This window comes from Pseudobutyrivibrio ruminis (genome assembly GCF_015057245.1).
GTDB classification, from domain to species: Bacteria; Bacillota; Clostridia; order Lachnospirales; family Lachnospiraceae; genus Pseudobutyrivibrio; species Pseudobutyrivibrio ruminis_E.
In genome coordinates, this window is sequence record NZ_SVET01000014.1 from 47980 (window position 1) to 66802 (window position 18823).

Here is an 18823-nt window from a genome sequence, read left to right on the forward strand (position 1 = left end):
TTTTTTATTATAATTATTTTATACTTCGAAAATCATGTCTCCGTAGCTTGGCATTGGCCAGCATTCCTTGTCTACAATCATTTCTAAGGCGTCTACAGGAGCACGAAGCTCTTCCATAGCCTTTATAACTTCATCGTGGTAGAAGTTGGCTTTTTCGCAGCTAGAAGCCTTCATAGTATATGCCTTATTGTTTGTCTCTTTAAGCTTTACAAGGGCTTCTTTTGCTTCACGTAGATGGTTAGATACCTTAATGAGAAGCTCCTTCTGTGTGCTTACATCAGCCTCAGGACAAGCATCCTGAATTGTACCGATAGAAAGTCCAAGCTCTGTAGCATAGCCTATTACAGCTGGAATAATCTGCTTAGAAGCCATATCTATCATGGTCTTAGCTTCAATATTGATTGACTTGATATACTGCTCATATTCGATTTCTGCACGTGATTCAAGCTCTACCTTTGAGAATACACCAAACTTTTCAAACATTGAAACTGTTGCATCTGTTGTAAGAGCAGGAATTGCTTCTACCAAAGAATTGATGCTTGGCAAGCCTCTCTTCTTTGCTTCCTCAATCCACTCCTCTCCGTATCCGTTTCCGTTGAATACGATGCGCTGATGCTCTGTAGCAAGCTTCTTGATCATGTCATGAACTGCACTATCAAAATCCTTTGCTTTCTCAAGCTCATCACAAGCCTCGCAAAGTGCTTCTGCCATGATTGTATTGAGAACTACGTTTGGCTCTCCAACTGAATCCTGTGAACCAACCATTCTGAATTCGAACTTATTTCCAGTAAATGCAAATGGTGATGTACGGTTTCTATCTGTTGCATCTTTTCTAAAGTCTGGAAGTGTTTTAACGCCTGTAGCAAGCTTTTCACCCTTCTTTGACTTAGTAGCAGTACCAGTAGAGATAAGCTGTCTTAAAACGTCCTCTAACTGCTCTCCAAGGTATACAGAGATGATTACTGGAGGTGCTTCATTTCCACCTAATCTATGATCATTACCAACGTCTGATGCAGATTCACGAAGAAGATCTGCATGTAAATCAACAGCCTTAAGAACAAGACAAAGCACAAGCAAGAACTGGATGTTCTCATGTGGTGATTTACCTGGCTCAAAAAGATTGATTCCATCATCGGTAACAAGTGACCAGTTATCATGCTTACCTGAACCATTTACGCCTGCGAATGGTTTTTCATGGAGGAGGCACTGTAAACCATGGCGGTTTGCAACCTTTCTAAGAGTCTCCATGATAATCTGGTTGTGATCAACAGCAACGTTGCACTGTGCATAGATTGGTGCAAGCTCGTGCTGAGCTGGAGCAACCTCATTATGCTGTGTTTTAGATGAAACGCCAAGCTTCCAAAGCTCAATATTAACATCACGCATATAAGCTTCAATTCTCTCTGGAATTGAGCCAAAATAATGGTCGTCCATTTCCTGTCCCTTAGGTGGCATTGCACCAAAGAGTGTACGACCTGTATACATTAAATCCTTACGGGCAAGATACATTTCACGGTCAATAAGGAAGTATTCCTGTTCAGCACCAACTGAAGGAATTACACGCTTAGAATTTGTGTTACCAAATAATCTAAGAAGTCTGATTGCCTGCTCTGATAAAACTTCCATAGAACGAAGCAGAGGTGTTTTTTGATCCAAAGCTTCTCCTGTGTATGAACAGAAAGCTGTAGGAATGCAAAGTGTTGCACCTGCTGCATCCTGTCTAACAAATGCTGGAGATGTTGGATCCCAAGCAGTATATCCTCTTGCCTCAAATGTGGCTCTAAGTCCTCCTGAAGGGAACGATGATGCATCTGGCTCACCTTTTATAAGCTCTTTACCAGAAAAGCTCATAAGCACCTTACCACTTGGCAGTGGAGCAGAAATAAATGAATCATGTTTTTCTGCTGTAATACCTGTAAGTGGCTGGAACCAATGTGTGTAGTGGGTTGCCCCCTTCTCAATAGCCCACTCCTTCATTTCGTGTGCAATAACATCAGCAGTCTCTAAATCAAGCTCTTCTCCCGCAAGAATAGTCTGCTTAAGCTTCTGATAAGTCTTCTTTGGAAGTCGTTCCTGCATAACTGTATCGTTAAATACATTTTCTCCAAAGATGTCTGCCACATTAAAATATTCTTCCATTTATAAAGTATCCTTTCCCATAACATATATAAAGAAAGACAATCAGCAAGGATCCCCACCGATTGTCTTCCATAAAGCTCATAAGAAAGCTAAATCGGGCAAACCGATTAAGCCTTTCCAACTGAACCGAAAAGTTCCATCTTTTCTTTAACTGTTGCCTTGATAGCATCTGTACCAGGAGCTAAAAGCTTACGTGGATCGAAGCCCTTACCCTCAAGGTCCTTACCAGCCTCAATATATTTACGTGTAGCGTCAGCAAATGAAAGCTGGCACTCTGTGTTAACGTTGATCTTTGAAACACCAAGCTCGATAGCCTTCTTGATCATATCAGCTGGGATACCTGTACCACCGTGAAGTACGAGTGGCATTGCACCTGTCTTCTGCTGAATAGCATCAAGTGTCTCGAAAGAAAGTCCCTGCCAGTTCTCTGGGTACTTACCGTGGATGTTACCGATACCTGCTGCAAGCATATCTACACCAAGGTCAGCGATTGTCTTGCACTCGTTAGGATCAGCACACTCGCCCATACCTACAACACCATCTTCTTCACCACCGATTGAACCAACTTCGCACTCGATAGAAAGGCCAAGTCCGTGAGCAACATTAACAAGCTCTGTAGACTTTGCAAGGTTCTCCTCGAATGGATAGTGTGAACCATCAAACATGATTGATGTGAAACCAGCTTTGATGCACTTGTAGCATCCTTCGTATGTACCGTGATCAAGGTGAAGTGCTACAGGAACTGTAATTCCGAGCTCCTCGTCCATAGCCTTAACCATAGCAGCTACTGTACCGAAGCCTGTCATGTACTTACCAGCACCCTCAGATACACCAAGAATTACAGGTGAGTTAAGCTCCTGAGCTGTAAGAAGAATGGCTTTTGTCCACTCAAGGTTATTAATGTTGAACTGACCAACTGCATAGTGGCCTGCTTTTGCTTTATCAAGCATTTCTTTTGCAGAAACTAACATAATTATATCCTCCATATAATCGTTTTTGGGTTCTAAAGAACCCCATCTACCGCAAATTTTAACATAACGTAAAATTCTATTCAATAGCTATTTCAAGGGCACTGTTCTCGTCTACGACGTTAACAACCTTATGATTGCCACCGAATTCTCCGTCCAATGTCCATGGGACATCTTCACTACATGTAAACTTTATTTCGCTGGTTTGGAAACTGTATACCATCTCTGAATCTGGAATAATACCAGTCATAAAGCCTAGGATTTCATTGAGCTCCATTGGGTTACGTGGCATTTTGATTAATGTTGCCTCAAACACACCATCGTTCAAACCAATATTTCCTCTTATGATACCCTGAAAACCACCGACAGACTTTGAATTAGTAATCATGCCATAAATAAACTCATCATAAATAACATTGCCATCATACTCCACCTGCATGCGGAATGATGGTATATCGCGAAGCTGTTTAGCTCCTTCGATTATGTATGCAGCATGTCCTAGAAGATTCTTTAAATCTTGTGATGTGGCATAAGAAACTTCTGTAAAAATACCAAATGCAGCCACATATACAAATGAATCTGAATTGAATCTACCTATATCACATGGAAATAGTTTATCAGAAACACTAATCTGCGCTGCATTTAACATGTTCTTATCTATACCAAGTGAATTTCCAAAATCATTTGTAGAGCCAGCTGGAATATATCCAATAGGCTTTCTTTCTGATGGAGCCAACTGCATCATACCAGTAACCACTTCATCAAGTGTTCCATCTCCACCAGAGCAAACGATTCTATCGAAATCCTTGGACTGTTCAATTGTCTGTCTTGTTGCATCGCCACCAGACTGTGTAATATGTACACTAACCTGATAGCCAGCCTTAATCATTATATCCAGAATGTCAGCCAGATGTTCTTTTATCTGCCCTTTACCAGAGCGTGGATTGATAATAAATAATAATCTTTTTGACATATATCCCTCGATAATAATTTATTTTGTAAGGAAATCAGCAAGTTCTGTGACAGCCTTTTCTTCATCATCTCCTGTAGCATCAATAACTACCTTTGATCCTGAAGCCAATACCAAACTCATCATACCCATAATACTTTTAGCATTAACCTTCTTTTCATCCATCTCGAAATAGATTGAACTTCCAAACTGGTTAGCTAACTGCACAAGGTGTGCTATTGGTGTAGCTTCCATTGAATTTGTCATCTGAATAGTAACTTCTTTTTGCATGACGTCCTCCTGAAAAACTAAATAAAACCTAACGCTGGCCTTTTTATAACTGTTCTGCCATTTGAACCAGCTTTTTCAATCGATGATTAACTCCTGACTTGCCTATAGGTGAATCTAAGTACTGTCCCAAGGCTCCTAGCGGTGTGTCTGGGTTATCAAGTCTTACCTGAGCAATTTCCTGTAGCTGTGGTGGCAATGTATCAAGCCCCAGCTTTTCATCCAAAAGATGAATTGCTTCGATTTGTCGAACAGCTGCATTAACTGTTTTGCCGATGTTTGCTGTCTCGCAATTGACTTTTCGATTGATTGTGCCTCGCACCTCTTTAACTACCCTGATGTTTTCCAACTCCATTACTGAGTGAGCGGCTTCCATAACACGTAATATTTCAACGATTTGTGCGCCTTCTTTAAGGTATACAACATATTTACCATTTCTGCTAACATATTTTGCTTCCACATCGAATGTGTTCATAACCTTTGTTAGCTGCGAAGCCATAGCTTCTGTGTTGCATACAATCTCAAAATGATATCCCTTATTGGGATCTGAAATGGAGCCTGCCGCCAAAAACGCTCCTCGTATAAATGAACGCTTACAGCATGGCTGTTGGATAACTAAATCGTTTGCTATTTTGCTATCATCAGATAGCTTAAGCATTTTTTTAGTCTCCAATAAGACATCAGTAGACAGTGCTGTGACATCTTTTCCTATATTAAGTGTTTTATTTAATAAAGTAAAGACTTTTCTGTTTAATGGTTCATCTGAATAGTTCTGAAATGCATTTATTCCTTCCATAAGAAAAATGCCAGACATCTCTGCCACCATACAATGCCTACTTTTAGGAATAACAGAAAAGAGTTCCTCTTTTACATCTTTTGAAAATGACAATTATTTTCCTCTCAAAGCATCCTTGCCTATATCACGATGCTCAATTTTAAGTCCATAAGACTCATCATGATTTAGTGCCTCAAAAATCTCATCTGCCAGGCATACACTTCTGTGTTTACCGCCTGTACAGCCAACTGCAATAACCAGCTGATTCTTTCCTTCTTTTATATAGTTAGGAATCAGGAACTTGATTAAGTCAGTTGTTTTCTCCAAGAAAATCTGAGACTCCTCATATTTTAAAACGAAATCCTTGATTGGCTGGTCGTTTCCTGTGAACGGCCTAAGATCTGTATCATAGTATGGATTTGGTAAGAATCGTACATCAAAAACCAAATCCGCATCTTCTGGGATTCCGTACTTAAAGCCAAATGAAATGATAGTCACGAAAAGGCTCTTGTAATCTGCATCATCAACAAATATCTTTTCAAGCTCTTCCTTTAACTCTCTTGTTAAAAGATGGGTTGTGTCGATAACATAGTCTGCCTCATCACGCAAAAATCCGATAGATTCTCTTTCCTGCTGAATGCCTGCTGCAATTCTTTCTCTACCAGAAAGTGGATGATTACGTCTGGTCTCTTTGTATCGTTTAATTAACACATCATCCTCTGCATCCAAGAACAGAATAGAAAAATGTTTGTTGTCGTTGTCTAATTCCTGCAAAATATCCGGCAAAAGCTTCATAGCTCTACCATTACGTACATCTATTCCAACAACAATCTTTTGATCAAAGGCGCCATTCTCAGCCAATTCAACAACGCTCTTTAACAATTGGATTGGAAGATTGTCCATGCAATAGTAGCCCATATCCTCCAGCATTTTAAATGCTGTGTTTTTACCTGCACCTGACATTCCTGTTAGAATTAATAGCTTCAATTTACGTTCCTCCCTATAATTCGAACCTCTGGAACTAAATGAACTCCAAATTTATTAAATACTTTATCATTAACATCTGACATTAATTGTAAAACATCAGCTGCTGTTGCATCGCCCTTATTTACTACAAAGCCACAGTGTTTTTCTGAAACCTGGGCACCACCTACAGTATATCCACGCAATCCTGTGTCATCAATAAGCTTTCCAGCAAAATATCCCTCTGGTCGCTTAAAAGTAGAACCTGCACTTGGGAAATTAAGTGGTTGCTTTTCAGTACGCTGCTGTCTGATTTCATCAATTCTAGCCTGTATTTCTTCTAGATTTCCTTGACTAAGCTTAAGCACAGCAGAAAGAACATATCCGCCATCTTCCATTAAAGATGAATGACGATACGACATTGATAATTCCTCTGGTGTAACAGTTTTCTGCTCCATTGATGGAGTAAGAATAAGGACTGATTCGATTATGTCCTTCATTTCCCCGCCATAGGCTCCTGCATTCATAAATACTGCACCACCTATTGAACCTGGTATTCCTGATGCGAATTCCATTCCAGTAAGCCCTGCTTTTGCAGCTTTGTTAGCTACAGTTGAAAGCAAAGCACCTGCTTCTACAACCACTGTATCACCATTGATTGTTATGTCATTTGATTGTTTACCAAGGGAAATAACAACACCTTCGATTCCCTCATCAGACACTAGCAAATTGCTTCCATTTCCTATAACAATAAATGGAATCTCCTGCTCTTTAAGAAATTGAATTAAAGGAATAATAGAGGCATAATCCGGCTCGATATAAATATCGGCCGGACCTCCTATTCTAAAAGTCGTATGACTTTTCATTGCTTCCTCTAAAAGGATTAAAGATTTTGGAAATTGTGCTTTTAATTCTTCTGCTAATTTCTGGTATTTCTCATTAAGCATATTTAATAAACGCCTCGTATCCTAATAATGCTTCGTATAAATCAACCTTTGAAATAATCTCACATGGAGCGTGCATAGAAAGAACAGCAACACCTGAGTCAATTACCTGCATGTTGTAATTGCCCATGATGTAGGCGATTGTTCCACCGCCACCCTGGTCTACCTTACCAAGCTCAGCTGTCTGCCAGAATACATTGTCCTTGTCCATGATGTCACGAACCTCTGCAACATACTCAGCGGATGCATCGTTTGAACCACTCTTACCTCTAGCGCCTGTATACTTGTTAAATACAAGACCACGTCCGAGATATGCTGCATTATTCTTTTCAAATGCCGATGCATAGTTTGGATCAAATGCTGCAGATACATCTGATGAAAGTACCTTGCAGTTTGTAAGTGCTCTGCGAAGCTTAAGCTCTGAATAATCACCTGTAAGATTGTAAAGCTCTGCGAAAATATTCTCGAAGAATCTAGATTCCATACCTGTTGCGCCTACAGAACCAATTTCTTCTTTATCTACAAGGAGGCAGCATGCTGTCTTCTTTAATTTTTCCTTGCAATCAATAAGTGCCATAAATGATGAGTAAGCACATACTCTATCATCGTGACCGTATCCTAAGATCATTGAACGATCAAAACCAAAGTCTCTAGCTGGACCAGCTGGAACAACTTCGATTTCTGCTGAAATGAAATCTTCTTCCTCAATATCGTACTTGTCTTTGAGAAGCTTAAGAATATTCTTCTTTACAGATTCCTTTTCCTTCTCGCCCTTTTTGTCAAAGCCTGGGATGCTTCCTACGATAACATTGAGGTCTTCACCTTCTACTACCTTTGCACCCTTCTTATCCATCTGGTCTGCCGCAAGGTGAATAAGTAAATCTGAAATACCAAATACTGGGTCATTCTCATCCTCGCCTACGTTAACAGGCATTACTTCACCGCTCTTCTTTACAAGTACACCGTGAAGTGCAAGTGGAATAGTTACCCACTGGTATTTCTTGATACCGCCATAATAGTGAGTGTCAAGTAATGCGATATCTGAATCCTCGTATAATGGATTCTGCTTTAAATCCATTCTTGGGCTATCGATATGAGCACCAAGAATGTTCATGCCAGACTCTAAATCCTCTGTACCTACGATAAATAAAGCAAGCTCCTTACCCTTATTTACAGCGTAAACCTTTTCTCCTGCTTTAAGCTTCTTACCACTTGCAATAGCTTCATCAAGATTCTTAAATCCTGCTTTTTCAGCCTTTTCTACAAAGAATGAAACACATTCTCTTTCTGTTTTGCATGTTGACAAGAACTTTCTATAGTCTTCTCCAAAGGCCATAACCTTTTTCTTATCGTTTTCTGAAGTATATTTACTCCAAGCATTCTTACGTTCCATAAGATTTGCATCTCCTATCCATTAATATTATTCTGAACTCGCCTGTAAAGCTCTTCAGCAGCATTATAGCCCATCTTCTTCTGACGATGGTTAACTGCGGCAGCCTCACAAATAATAGCGAGATTTCTACCTGGTCTGATTGGAAGTGAGTGACATGTTACATCAATTCCTAGAATATTCATATATTCATCTGTCATACCAAGACGGTCATATTCTTTTTCCTTTGACCAATCCTCAAGCTTAATAACTAAATCAATACGCTGCTCATCCTTTACAGCCTCAACACCATAAAGTGATTTAACATCGATAATTCCAATACCTCTAAGCTCAATAAGGTACTGTGTGATTGATGGTGCGCGTCCGTATAACCTTTCGTTGTTTGGACGACGAATCTCTACAACATCGTCTGATACAAGTCTGTGACCACGACGGATAAGCTCCAATGCTGCCTCTGATTTACCTATTCCAGATTCACCAGTAATAAGCAAACCTTCACCATAAACATCAACTAATACTCCGTGAATAGTTGTGTATGGTGCAAAGTCTTTATTTAAAGAATATATCAAAGCTGACATAAACTCTGATGTAGCACGATCAGTTCCTAATACAGGAACATTTGCCTTAACAGCTTCCTTGAGTAATATTTCTCCTGGCTTTTCACCTCTACAGAAAATTACACATGGAATATCATATGTTAATAACTGTGCAAAGCTTTCTGCTTTTTCTTCATCTGTCTTTTTATTTAAGTACGCTGCTTCTACATTTCCAATAACCTGAATACGGCTTGAATCAAAATGCTCATAAAATCCGTGTAGCTGAAGCGCTGGTCTATTGACATCTGCAACTGTTACCTGAGCCTCTTCAAGATTAAGCTCTGGTGTGAAATTGGTAAGATTAAATCTTTCCTGAATTGTTGCTACTGATACAAATTTATTATTTGCCATAAAAACCTCCCATCTACTGAAAATTCATAGACTATTTTAGCTCATTTTCTGCGGAATTAATAGGGTGAAAGTAATTGTATACATTCTCTGCTGCTTCTTTACTCATAGATTCTGTATCCATCAAATCTTCCACTGTGGCATTTGCCATTTTTTCTGCAGAAATATATTTTTTCATAAGGGCCTTGCGTCTCTTTGGTCCAATGCCCTCAATATCATCAAGAAAACTTCTAACCTGTCCTTTGCTTCTGAGGCTACGATGATATTCTATTGCAAATCGATGTGCTTCATCCTGAAGTCTTGTAATTAACTGGAAGCCCTCAGAATGTGTATCTATAGGTATTTCTTCATCCTTATAATATAGGCCTCTGGTTCTATGGTGATCATCCTTTACCATACCTGCTATAGGAATATGAAGGCCTAGCTCCGCCATAACCTGCTCTGCAATGTGCACCTGTCCTTTACCACCATCCATCATTATAACATCAGGGAATTTGGTAAAGCTGTCTTCTATTACACCGCCATTTTCTTCAAGTTCTTCTAGGCCATGAGAAAAACGACGAGTCAGCACCTCATGCATAGATGCGTAATCATTTGGACCTTCAACGGTTTTGATTTTGAATTTACGATAATCCGAGCGCTTTGGCTTACCTTTTTCAAATACTACCATTGAGCCAACTGATTGGAATCCTGAAATATTTGAAATATCGTATGCCTCCATTCTGCTTGCTCCTGGAAGTCCTAATATATCCGCTATTTCCTTCATGGCTCCAATTGTGCGGCCCTCTTCTTTTTTGATTTTTTCTCTATCCTGATCCAAAACCATCTGAGCATTTTTAGCCGCAAGTTCAACAAGCTTTTCCTTGGCTCCACGCTTAGGAGTTCTTATGTATACTCTGGAACCTTTTTTATTTGTAAGCCATGTTTCAATTAATTCCGATTCAGTCATTTCAAACTGAACAAATATTTCTCTAGGGATAAAAGGTGTACCTGTGTAGTAATCCTTAAGGAAGTATTCAAGCAAATCTTCATCTGTATCATCCACGCGAACATTAATAAAGAAATGCTCTCTACCAATCATTTTGCCACCGCGAATAAAGAACACCTGAACAACTGCATCCTCTTTGCCCTTCGCCATAGCAATGATATCTCTATCCTCTCCATCAAGCTGGGTAGCTTTCTGTCTTCCTGCACAGGCCTTAACTGACTCAATTAAATCTCTGTAAAGTGCAGCTTTCTCATAATCCATATCCTCTGATGCTGCAAGCATTTTTCTTTGAAGATCTTTTATTGTATCGGCGTAATCTCCATTTAAAAACTCGATTACTTTTTCTACGTTTTTACGATACTCTTCCACTGGAACATTTCCCTGGCAAGGGCCTAAGCACTGACCAATATGATAGTTCAAGCACGGTCTGTTCTTACCAAAATTTTCTGGAAGCTTTTGGGAACAGGTTCGTATCTTATATAGTTTTTGAACTAGCTCAATAGTGTCGTGAACAGCTCCTGCAGATGTGAATGGGCCAAAAAACTTACTACCATTCTTTTTCATCCTTCTAGAAAACAGCACCCTTGGATATGCTTCCTGTAAAGTAACCTCAATATATGGGTAAGTCTTATCATCGCGAAGCATAGTATTATATTTCGGACGATATTCCTTTATTAAATTACATTCTAAAATAAGAGCCTCTAATTCAGAGTCAGTGACTATAAACTCAAAATAATCAATATTTGCCACCATCTGCTTTTTCTTGAGGCCCTCATCATGGCTTGGTTGAAAGTATTGTCTCACTCTATGACGAAGAGACAATGCTTTACCTACATATATAATTTCATCATTTTTCCCGTGCATTAGATAAACTCCCGGTTGATCCGGGAGTTTACTAAGGTCTTTTTCAGTTACCATATAAATTACTCATCAAAAATACTATCTTTTACCACATTCTGTAGATCATTATCATCGTCAAAAAGACTATGTCTTTCTGGTTCTTTCTTTTCTTCTGGATCAGGAATTCCCTTTATTTCTCTAAAGATTGACATGAATTCCTTACCTGTAATTGTCTCATGCTCAAATAGATAGTCTGAAATCTTATCAAGGCATTCCATGTTGTCTGCAAGAAGCTGCTTAGCCTTTGCATATGCATCTGTAATCATCTGAAGAACTTCTTTATCTATTTCTGCTGCTGTGTTTTCTCCACAGATTAATGATGCTCTTCCATCAAGATACTGGCTCTCTACTGTTGCAAGTCCCATCATTCCAAACTTTTCAGACATACCAAATCGAGTAACCATTGCTCTGGCAATCTTCGTAGCCTGCTCGATATCATTAGCTGCGCCTGAAGTGTACGAACCAAACTTAATATCTTCTGCTGCACGACCACCCATATATGTAACAATCTTTGCAATTAACTCATCTTTAGTTTCAAGGAACTTTTCTTCTTCTGGAGTCTGAAGTGTGTATCCCAATGCTCCCATTGTTCTAGGAACAATTGTAATCTTTTGAACTGGCTCAGCATCCTTTTGCAATGCAGAAACAAGAGCATGTCCAACTTCGTGATATGAAACGATTTTGCGCTCCTTCTCACTCATAGCTCTATCTTTCTTTTCCTTACCGCCAACTGCTACAAGTTCAAATGCTTCGAATAAATCTTTTTGATTTACAAACTTGCGCTTATCTTTGACTGCTAAAATAGCTGCCTCGTTAATGATATTTGCAAGATCAGATCCAACAAGACCTACTGATGCAAGTGCGATAGCATCCAAATCAACTGTCTCGTCCATCTTTACATCCTTGGAATGAACCTTAAGGATTTCAAGACGTCCCTTCTGATCTGGCTTATCAACGATGATTCGTCTATCGAAACGACCCGGACGAAGTAATGCTTTATCAAGTACCTCTGGTCTGTTTGTAGCTGCAAGAATAAGTAATCCCTTATTTGAATCGAAACCATCCATCTCTGAGAGAAGCTGATTTAATGTCTGCTCACGCTCGTCGTTGCCTCCGCCATAATGTGCATCACGGCTCTTACCAATGGCATCAATCTCATCGATGAAAACGATACATGGTGCTACTTTCTGCGCCTCTTTGAAAAGGTCACGTACACGCGAAGCACCAACGCCAACAAACATCTCTACGAAATCAGAACCTGCAAGTGAGAAGAATGGAACACCAGCTTCACCTGCAACTGCTTTTGCAAGAAGTGTTTTACCTGTTCCTGGAGGTCCTACTAAAAGCGCCCCCTTTGGTAGCTTAGCACCAATTTCTGTGTACTTACGAGGGTTATGCAGGAAATCTACCATTTCCTGAACTGATTCCTTTGCCTCATCCTGTCCAGCTACATCCTTAAAAGTAACTCCGGTAGCTTTTTCCATATTGTAGAGCTTGGCATTTGATTTACCAACGCCCATTGGGCCACCACCCATACGTTTCATAAAGAAACCAAGAAGCACCCATAACAATACGATTGGCAGAACAAATGAAAGTACGTTATAGATAATTGCCGCTGTGGAGTCAGCAATTGTACCTTCGTATTCCACACCGTGCTCATCCAACTTATCAAGCAAATCATCATCACGAAGATATGCTGTATAAAGCTTTACAGATGTGGACTGGCCTGTGCTTTCATAAATCTGCTGAAGCGCACTTGCCTCATCAGATGACATACCATATGTTTCACCCTCAACAAGAGTAATATTGATGACATCGTTATCGAAGTTTACTTCTGCAACTTTATCATCTTCGACAAGTTGTAAAAACTCTGTGTAAGTAATCTCCTGATTTGAATTTGAACTAGCCCCTCTATACATCATACTTGTAAAGAAAAGTGCCACCAGCACTAGTATTCCTAAAGTGTAGAAAGGCTGACGATTATTCTTTTTATCTCCACCGTTTTGGTTGTTATTATTCTCGTTCACAACTGCCTCCGTTTTGTAGAAAATTCTTATATTAATTTATCATAAAATAGTGGAAAAGTAATGATTTTAATAAAATTTTAATAGATATAAAAAACAAAACCGTCTGCAAACATTGCTGACGGTTTTGTATAATTTACTTTGATAATATTTCTGTATCGTTAGTGAACTCTGTACCAGATACCTCTTCAAATTTATGTAAAAGGTCCTCAATTGTAAGATTCTTTTTTTCTTCTCCCGAAATGTTGAGAATAACTCTGCCCTCATTCATCATGATAAGTCGATTACCATAATGGATGGCATCTCTCATATTATGGGTAACCATCATGGCTGTAAGATTATTCTCTTTAATTAGCATATCAGTTATTTCAAGAACCTTTGCTGCAGTCTTTGGGTCAAGGGCTGCTGTGTGCTCATCTAGCAGTAAAACCTTTGGCTTCTGAATAGTTGCCATAAGAAGCGTAAGTGCCTGACGTTGTCCTCCTGAAAGCAATCCTACCTTTGCTGTAAGTCTATCTTCCAAGCCCAAATCCAACTGCTTTAGCATTTCGTGATATCTTTCTCTTTCAGCTTTCGTAACGCCCCAGCCTAAACCTCTTGTTTTTCCTCTGCGTGCTGCCAAAGCCATGTTTTCATCAATCTGCATGTTTGCTGCAGTACCTGTCATAGGATCCTGGAACACTCTTCCCAAGTAACGGGCACGCTTGTGCTCTGGAAGGCCGGTAACATCAACACCATCTATTGAGATAGAACCTGCATCTACTGGCCACACACCTGCAATCGCATTAAGAAATGTGGATTTTCCTGCACCATTTCCACCAATTACTGTGCAGAATTCGCCCTCCTCTAAATAAAGAGATGCACCTGATAATGCTACTTTTTCATTTATTGTCCCAGCATTAAAAGTTTTTCTAATTTTATTAGCATTAAGCATTATCGTTTACCTCCTCTTTTTGCCGCCTTAAAGAAGGAGCTATTCATTTTATTCTTTAAATATGGCACAGCAAGGAATATTGCTACTATTATCGCTGTGAACAATTTCATGTCATTTGCTGGCATCTTGAGCCACAATACAAATGCTATGAAAATGTAATAAAGAATACCACCTACAATTACAAAACCAAGTGCAAGCCAGAATGTACTCTTTTTCTTGAAAAATGCATTACATAACACATCTCCAATAATGATGGATGCCAATCCTATTACAATCGCGCCTCTACCCATATTTACATCAGCATTACCATTGAACTGAGCAAATAGTGCGCCTGCAAAAGCTACTAACGCATTTGATACTACAAGTCCTAACGCTTTCATAACATTTACATTAATTCCCTGAGCTTTTGCCATGGCTGGGTTTGTTCCTGTAGCACGAAGTGCAGAACCCATTTCTGTTCCAAAAAACCAATACATGATTGCTATTATAATCACAGCAATCACAAGAACAGTGATTAACGCATCTGTTTTATATCTAAGTGAAACAGCCAAATTGTACTTATCTACTGAGATAGGAGTATTTGGCTGATTTTTAGCAATTCTCAAATTTATTGAATATAATGCGAGCTGAGTAAGAATACCTGCCAATATATCAGGAATTCCAAGAACTGTATGTAATACACCTGTAATCAATCCTGCTAAAGCTCCTGCGATTAATGCAAGTACTAAAGCCAACACCCAAGAATGGCCTGATATAATCACCATCGCTGCAACAGCTCCTCCTGTTGCAAATGATCCATCTACCGATAAATCTGCAAAATTTAATAATTTGAATGTAATGTAGATGCCTAGTGCCATTATTCCGTATATTATTCCTTGTGCAACTGTACCAGGCATTCCTGCAATTAATGTTTCAATTCCCATTTTAAACTCCAAAGAGCAAGGTCAAAATTTCTGACCTTGCCCCAAAATAATTTTATTTTGTTGCTAAATCTTATTATTCAGCCTCTTCTTCCATCTCGATTGCAACATAATCATCTGGAAGCTCAATTCCGAGCGCTTCTGCAATTACTGGATTATATTCCTTTGTAAACTCTGTTGCATACTGAATCTCATATGTAGCAGGGTCCTGTCCATTAACAAGAATTTCGTAAGCCATAAGACCTGCTGCGTATCCGATATCATAGTATGAAATAGAAAGTGTTGCGATACCGCATCCCTTACAGATTCCTTCCTCACCAGCGATGATTGGCACGCCTGCTGTAAGTGCTACATTGTTGATTGTTTCAGCGCAACTTGCTGCTACATTATCTGTAGGAACATATAATACATCGCTTTCTCCGCATGCTGTCTGAACTACTGTTGCAACGTCTGCTGAGTCAGAGAATGTGTATGCTGTAACATTGTATCCATAGTCCTCAAGATATGTTGTAATCTGATTTGCCTGATATAATGAATTATCCTCGCCAGAGCAGTAGATGATTCCTACTTCTTTTGCATCTGGGAAAAGTTCATTTAACATTTCTGCCTGTCCATCAAGTGGAGCCAAATCAGATGTACCTGTTACGTTGATTCCTGTTGTACCTTCCCAATCTTTAATTCCAAGTGCTGTACCATAATCTGTAATAGATGTAGCTACGATTGGAATAGAATTTGTTGCTGTTGAACTAGCCTGCATTGCAGGTGTTGCATTAGCCATAATCAAATCAACATTATCTGATACAAATGAATTTGCAATTGTAGCACATGTAGCTGTATCACCAGAAGCATTCTGTACGTTGATTTCTACCTGATCCCCAAGCTTCTCTTTTAAAGCATCTGAAAATCCCTCTGTTGCTGTATCAAGGGCTGGATGCTGCACTAACTGAATTACTCCTACATTGTATGTCTGATTAGCATCTGTAGTAGTTTCTTCTGTTGTTTCGGTTGTTGTGGCTGTTTCTGCTTCCTTTTGAGCGGCTGCATCTGTACCGCAACCAACCATGCTAAGAACCATTACTGACGCCAAAACTGATGCAAGTATTTTCTTCTTCATGTTTTCCCCTCCTGATTATTCTTCTTTGAAGTACTTTAGCACTTTTAATCACTAAAGTCAACAAGAACAAAAATATGGGCCCCACAGGCCCATATTGATTACATGCATGTATATCCGCCGTCAACTGGAAGAATTACACCGTTAACATATGTACTTGCTGGAGATGCAAGGAAAATTGCTGCTGTGTCTAGCTCGCCCTCTTTACCATATCTGTTAAGAGGAATCATTGTCTTTGCATATTGCTGGAAAAACTCACTATCCAATGTTTCTTTTGTAAGTGGTGTCTCAAAGTATCCTGGGCAAATAGCATTGACCGTAATACCCTTATTTCCCCACTCTGACGCAAGTGCTCTTGTAAGATTTACAACACCACCCTTTGCAGCGTGATAAGCAGCTGCAGGAGCAATATTATTACCTACTAATCCATACATAGAAGCAATGTTGATAATACGGCCATATCCGGCTGGAATCATAGCCTTTTTAGCAATGGCTCTGGCCATCTTAAAGCTGCCTGTTAAATCAATGGCTACTTCTCCTTCAAATTGAGCATCTTCAACATCCTCTGCCGGTGTAGCACCTGAACCTGTACCAGCATTATTAATTAAAATATCAATTCTGCCAAACTCTTTAAGGACTGTATCTACTGCAACATTTACTTTCTCAGTATCTGTAATGTCGCAAGGAACTCCAATGGCCTTTACGCCATATGTGTCAGAAATCTCTTTTGCCACCTCTTCGATAAGATTCTGGCGGCGGGCAACTGCTACTATACTACATCCCTGGGCTGCCAACGCCTTAGCCATCTGTACGCCAAGACCTGATGAGCACCCTGTAATAAGCGCTACTTGACCTGATAAATCAAAATACTTTTTCTCCATAAAAACTTCCTCCTTTAATTTTATGCCATTGTATCAAAATCTCAGGGAAAATGTAAAAGTATTTTTTCATAATTTTGTATTTATTTTGTATTTTTCTGACAATTTGTTTGTTAATTATCAAACATTAAATGTGGATTACTTTATCTCCTTCATATTTATCAGTTAACTTTTTACAACAATAATAGAATCCTGGCACTAAGAACAGGTCTGCAAAAAGCCATGCTACAGGACTGGCCCATATAGCTCCGCTAAAGCCTATCATAGGTACCAAAGTAAATGCTACTAATATACGAGCTATCATCTCCATTACGCCGGCAAATACCGCAAATGTGGAGAATCCCATTCCCTGGATTGCAAATCTAAATATATTAACTCCTGCAAGCAAAGTATAGGTAATACTATTTGCCAATAAGAACATTCTAGCCTGTTTAATAACAATGTCCGTAGATGTAAATAACCTTAAGATTGTACTTCCACTAAAGAACAATACTATAAAAATGAGTATTGCATATATCGTTCCTAACATCTGCGCTGACCATACACCTTTTCGAACTCTTTGGATATCTTTTGCGCCAACATTTTGACCTGCAAATGTGGCCATAGTGCCTCCAAGTGCATCAAAAGGACATACTACAAACATAGATACTTTAGAGCCTGCTGTCATAGAAGCTACAGCGACAGTACCTAAGCCATTAACAGCGGTCTGTAGAACAACCGAGCCAATTGCTGTTATAGAGTATTGCAAGCCAAATGGAAGACCCATTGATATTAAGACAGCAGTATGGTGTGGACCAAGTTTTAAATCTGACTTTGCAAGTTTAAGAATAGGGAATTTCTTTTTCATGTATATCAAACAGCTTATACCTGCAATAAACTGAGATATTACAGTTGCAAGTGCTGGTCCATCTACGCTCATGCCCAAAACTATAATAAAAACAATATCTAATACAATATTGATTCCTGCTGCCATAATTAAGAAGTAGGTTGGCGTTTTGCTATCTCCTAGTGAACGCATTATACCAGCGGTAAGATTATACAGAAATGTAACCGGTATTCCGAAGAATATAATTGAAATATAGGAATACGCTAGCTTGATAATATCATTTGGGGTTTGCATAATCTCCAATATTTGATAACAAAAGATACTTACTACTAATGTTATAGCAAGAGCAAATATGCCAGATATTATTATTGAGTTTCCTACAAACTTACGCATCGAATCATAGGATTCTGCTCCAAATCGTTGGGCAACAGGAATTGCAAAACCCGAACAGACTCCTATACAAAAACCATTGATTAAAAAATTAATAGATCCAGTTGAACCTACTGCAGCTAATGCATTATCTCCTAATGTTTGACCAACTATAATAGTATCAACAAGGTTGTACATTTGTTGGAATAAAAGTCCCGCAAGCATAGGAATGGAAAACCCTAATATAAGCTTCATTGGGCTTCCTTCTGTCATTTTCTTTGTGCTATCGGCTGCCATATTTAAGACCTCCCATTAATTTCTTTCTTGCTTTTAGAATACACCACATTTTATTTTTAATATAGTATCTATTTTAGCATTTTATATAATATTATAGATTTTTCACCATAGGCAGTATACATACGGAATCTATTATTTCAATCAAAACCACCGGCTTAGCCGGTGGTTTGTTCTAGCCCTATAAGGGCTTGTTACCGGCACTGGAGTCTAAAGACT

The 18823-nt window shown here is 39.1% G+C and carries 16 protein-coding genes; all 16 read right to left on the minus strand.

What is annotated here, in order from left to right; all coding sequences use genetic code 11:
• Positions 1-18: 18 nt before the first annotated feature.
• Entirely contained in the window at positions 19-2139 is a 2121-nt protein-coding gene (locus E7274_RS11215) for a glutamine synthetase III family protein (protein WP_044938628.1), read from the minus strand.
• A gap of 107 nt (positions 2140-2246) precedes the next feature.
• A complete protein-coding gene (gene fba / locus E7274_RS11220; RefSeq protein WP_033153129.1) occupies positions 2247-3110 on the minus strand; it encodes a class II fructose-1,6-bisphosphate aldolase in 864 nt (287 codons plus the stop codon).
• A 76-nt stretch (positions 3111-3186) separates the two neighbouring features.
• Positions 3187-4080: a diacylglycerol/lipid kinase family protein gene (locus E7274_RS11225; RefSeq protein WP_044938630.1), complete on the minus strand. Its 894-nt coding sequence runs from the start codon at positions 4078-4080 to the stop codon at positions 3187-3189.
• 18 nt (positions 4081-4098) lie between these two features.
• The gene (locus tag E7274_RS11230) at positions 4099-4347 is read right to left on the minus strand and encodes an HPr family phosphocarrier protein (protein WP_044938633.1); all 249 of its coding nucleotides are present in this window, start codon (positions 4345-4347) and stop codon (positions 4099-4101) included.
• A gap of 43 nt (positions 4348-4390) precedes the next feature.
• The gene (whiA, locus tag E7274_RS11235; RefSeq protein ID WP_304176000.1) at positions 4391-5233 is read right to left on the minus strand and encodes a DNA-binding protein WhiA; all 843 of its coding nucleotides are present in this window, start codon (positions 5231-5233) and stop codon (positions 4391-4393) included.
• Positions 5234-6106 (minus strand): RNase adapter RapZ, encoded by an 873-nt coding sequence (gene rapZ / locus E7274_RS11240; RefSeq protein WP_033153122.1) that lies wholly within the window; start codon positions 6104-6106, stop codon positions 5234-5236. It abuts the gene before it with no gap.
• Positions 6103-7029: a UDP-N-acetylmuramate dehydrogenase gene (gene murB / locus E7274_RS11245; RefSeq protein ID WP_304176002.1), complete on the minus strand. Its 927-nt coding sequence runs from the start codon at positions 7027-7029 to the stop codon at positions 6103-6105. The genes rapZ and murB overlap by 4 nt, the downstream gene beginning before the upstream one ends.
• Positions 7022-8419 (minus strand): aminopeptidase, encoded by a 1398-nt coding sequence (locus E7274_RS11250; RefSeq protein WP_304176003.1) that lies wholly within the window; start codon positions 8417-8419, stop codon positions 7022-7024. Before E7274_RS11250 ends, murB begins: the two co-directional genes overlap by 8 nt.
• 14 nt (positions 8420-8433) lie before the next feature.
• Positions 8434-9363 (minus strand): HPr(Ser) kinase/phosphatase, encoded by a 930-nt coding sequence (hprK, locus tag E7274_RS11255; protein WP_044938645.1) that lies wholly within the window; start codon positions 9361-9363, stop codon positions 8434-8436.
• Positions 9364-9394: 31 nt separating this feature from the next.
• A complete protein-coding gene (uvrC, locus tag E7274_RS11260) occupies positions 9395-11266 on the minus strand; it encodes an excinuclease ABC subunit UvrC (RefSeq protein ID WP_044938648.1) in 1872 nt (623 codons plus the stop codon).
• A 5-nt stretch (positions 11267-11271) separates the two neighbouring features.
• A complete protein-coding gene (gene ftsH / locus E7274_RS11265; protein ID WP_304176005.1) occupies positions 11272-13275 on the minus strand; it encodes an ATP-dependent zinc metalloprotease FtsH in 2004 nt (667 codons plus the stop codon).
• A 133-nt stretch (positions 13276-13408) separates the two neighbouring features.
• Entirely contained in the window at positions 13409-14206 is a 798-nt protein-coding gene (locus E7274_RS11270; protein ID WP_074791617.1) for an ABC transporter ATP-binding protein, read from the minus strand.
• Entirely contained in the window at positions 14206-15129 is a 924-nt protein-coding gene (locus tag E7274_RS11275; RefSeq protein ID WP_044938652.1) for an ABC transporter permease, read from the minus strand. Before E7274_RS11275 ends, E7274_RS11270 begins: the two co-directional genes overlap by 1 nt.
• A 73-nt stretch (positions 15130-15202) precedes the next feature.
• Positions 15203-16240 (minus strand): ABC transporter substrate-binding protein, encoded by a 1038-nt coding sequence (locus E7274_RS11280; RefSeq protein ID WP_044938655.1) that lies wholly within the window; start codon positions 16238-16240, stop codon positions 15203-15205.
• Between the two features lie 98 nt (positions 16241-16338).
• Positions 16339-17118 carry an SDR family oxidoreductase gene (locus E7274_RS11285; RefSeq protein ID WP_304176008.1) on the minus strand — a complete coding sequence of 260 codons (780 nt, stop codon included), beginning with the start codon at positions 17116-17118 and terminating at the stop codon, positions 16339-16341.
• Positions 17119-17242: 124 nt separating this feature from the next.
• Positions 17243-18607: an MATE family efflux transporter gene (locus E7274_RS11290; RefSeq protein WP_304176010.1), complete on the minus strand. Its 1365-nt coding sequence runs from the start codon at positions 18605-18607 to the stop codon at positions 17243-17245.
• Positions 18608-18823: the final 216 nt, after the last annotated feature.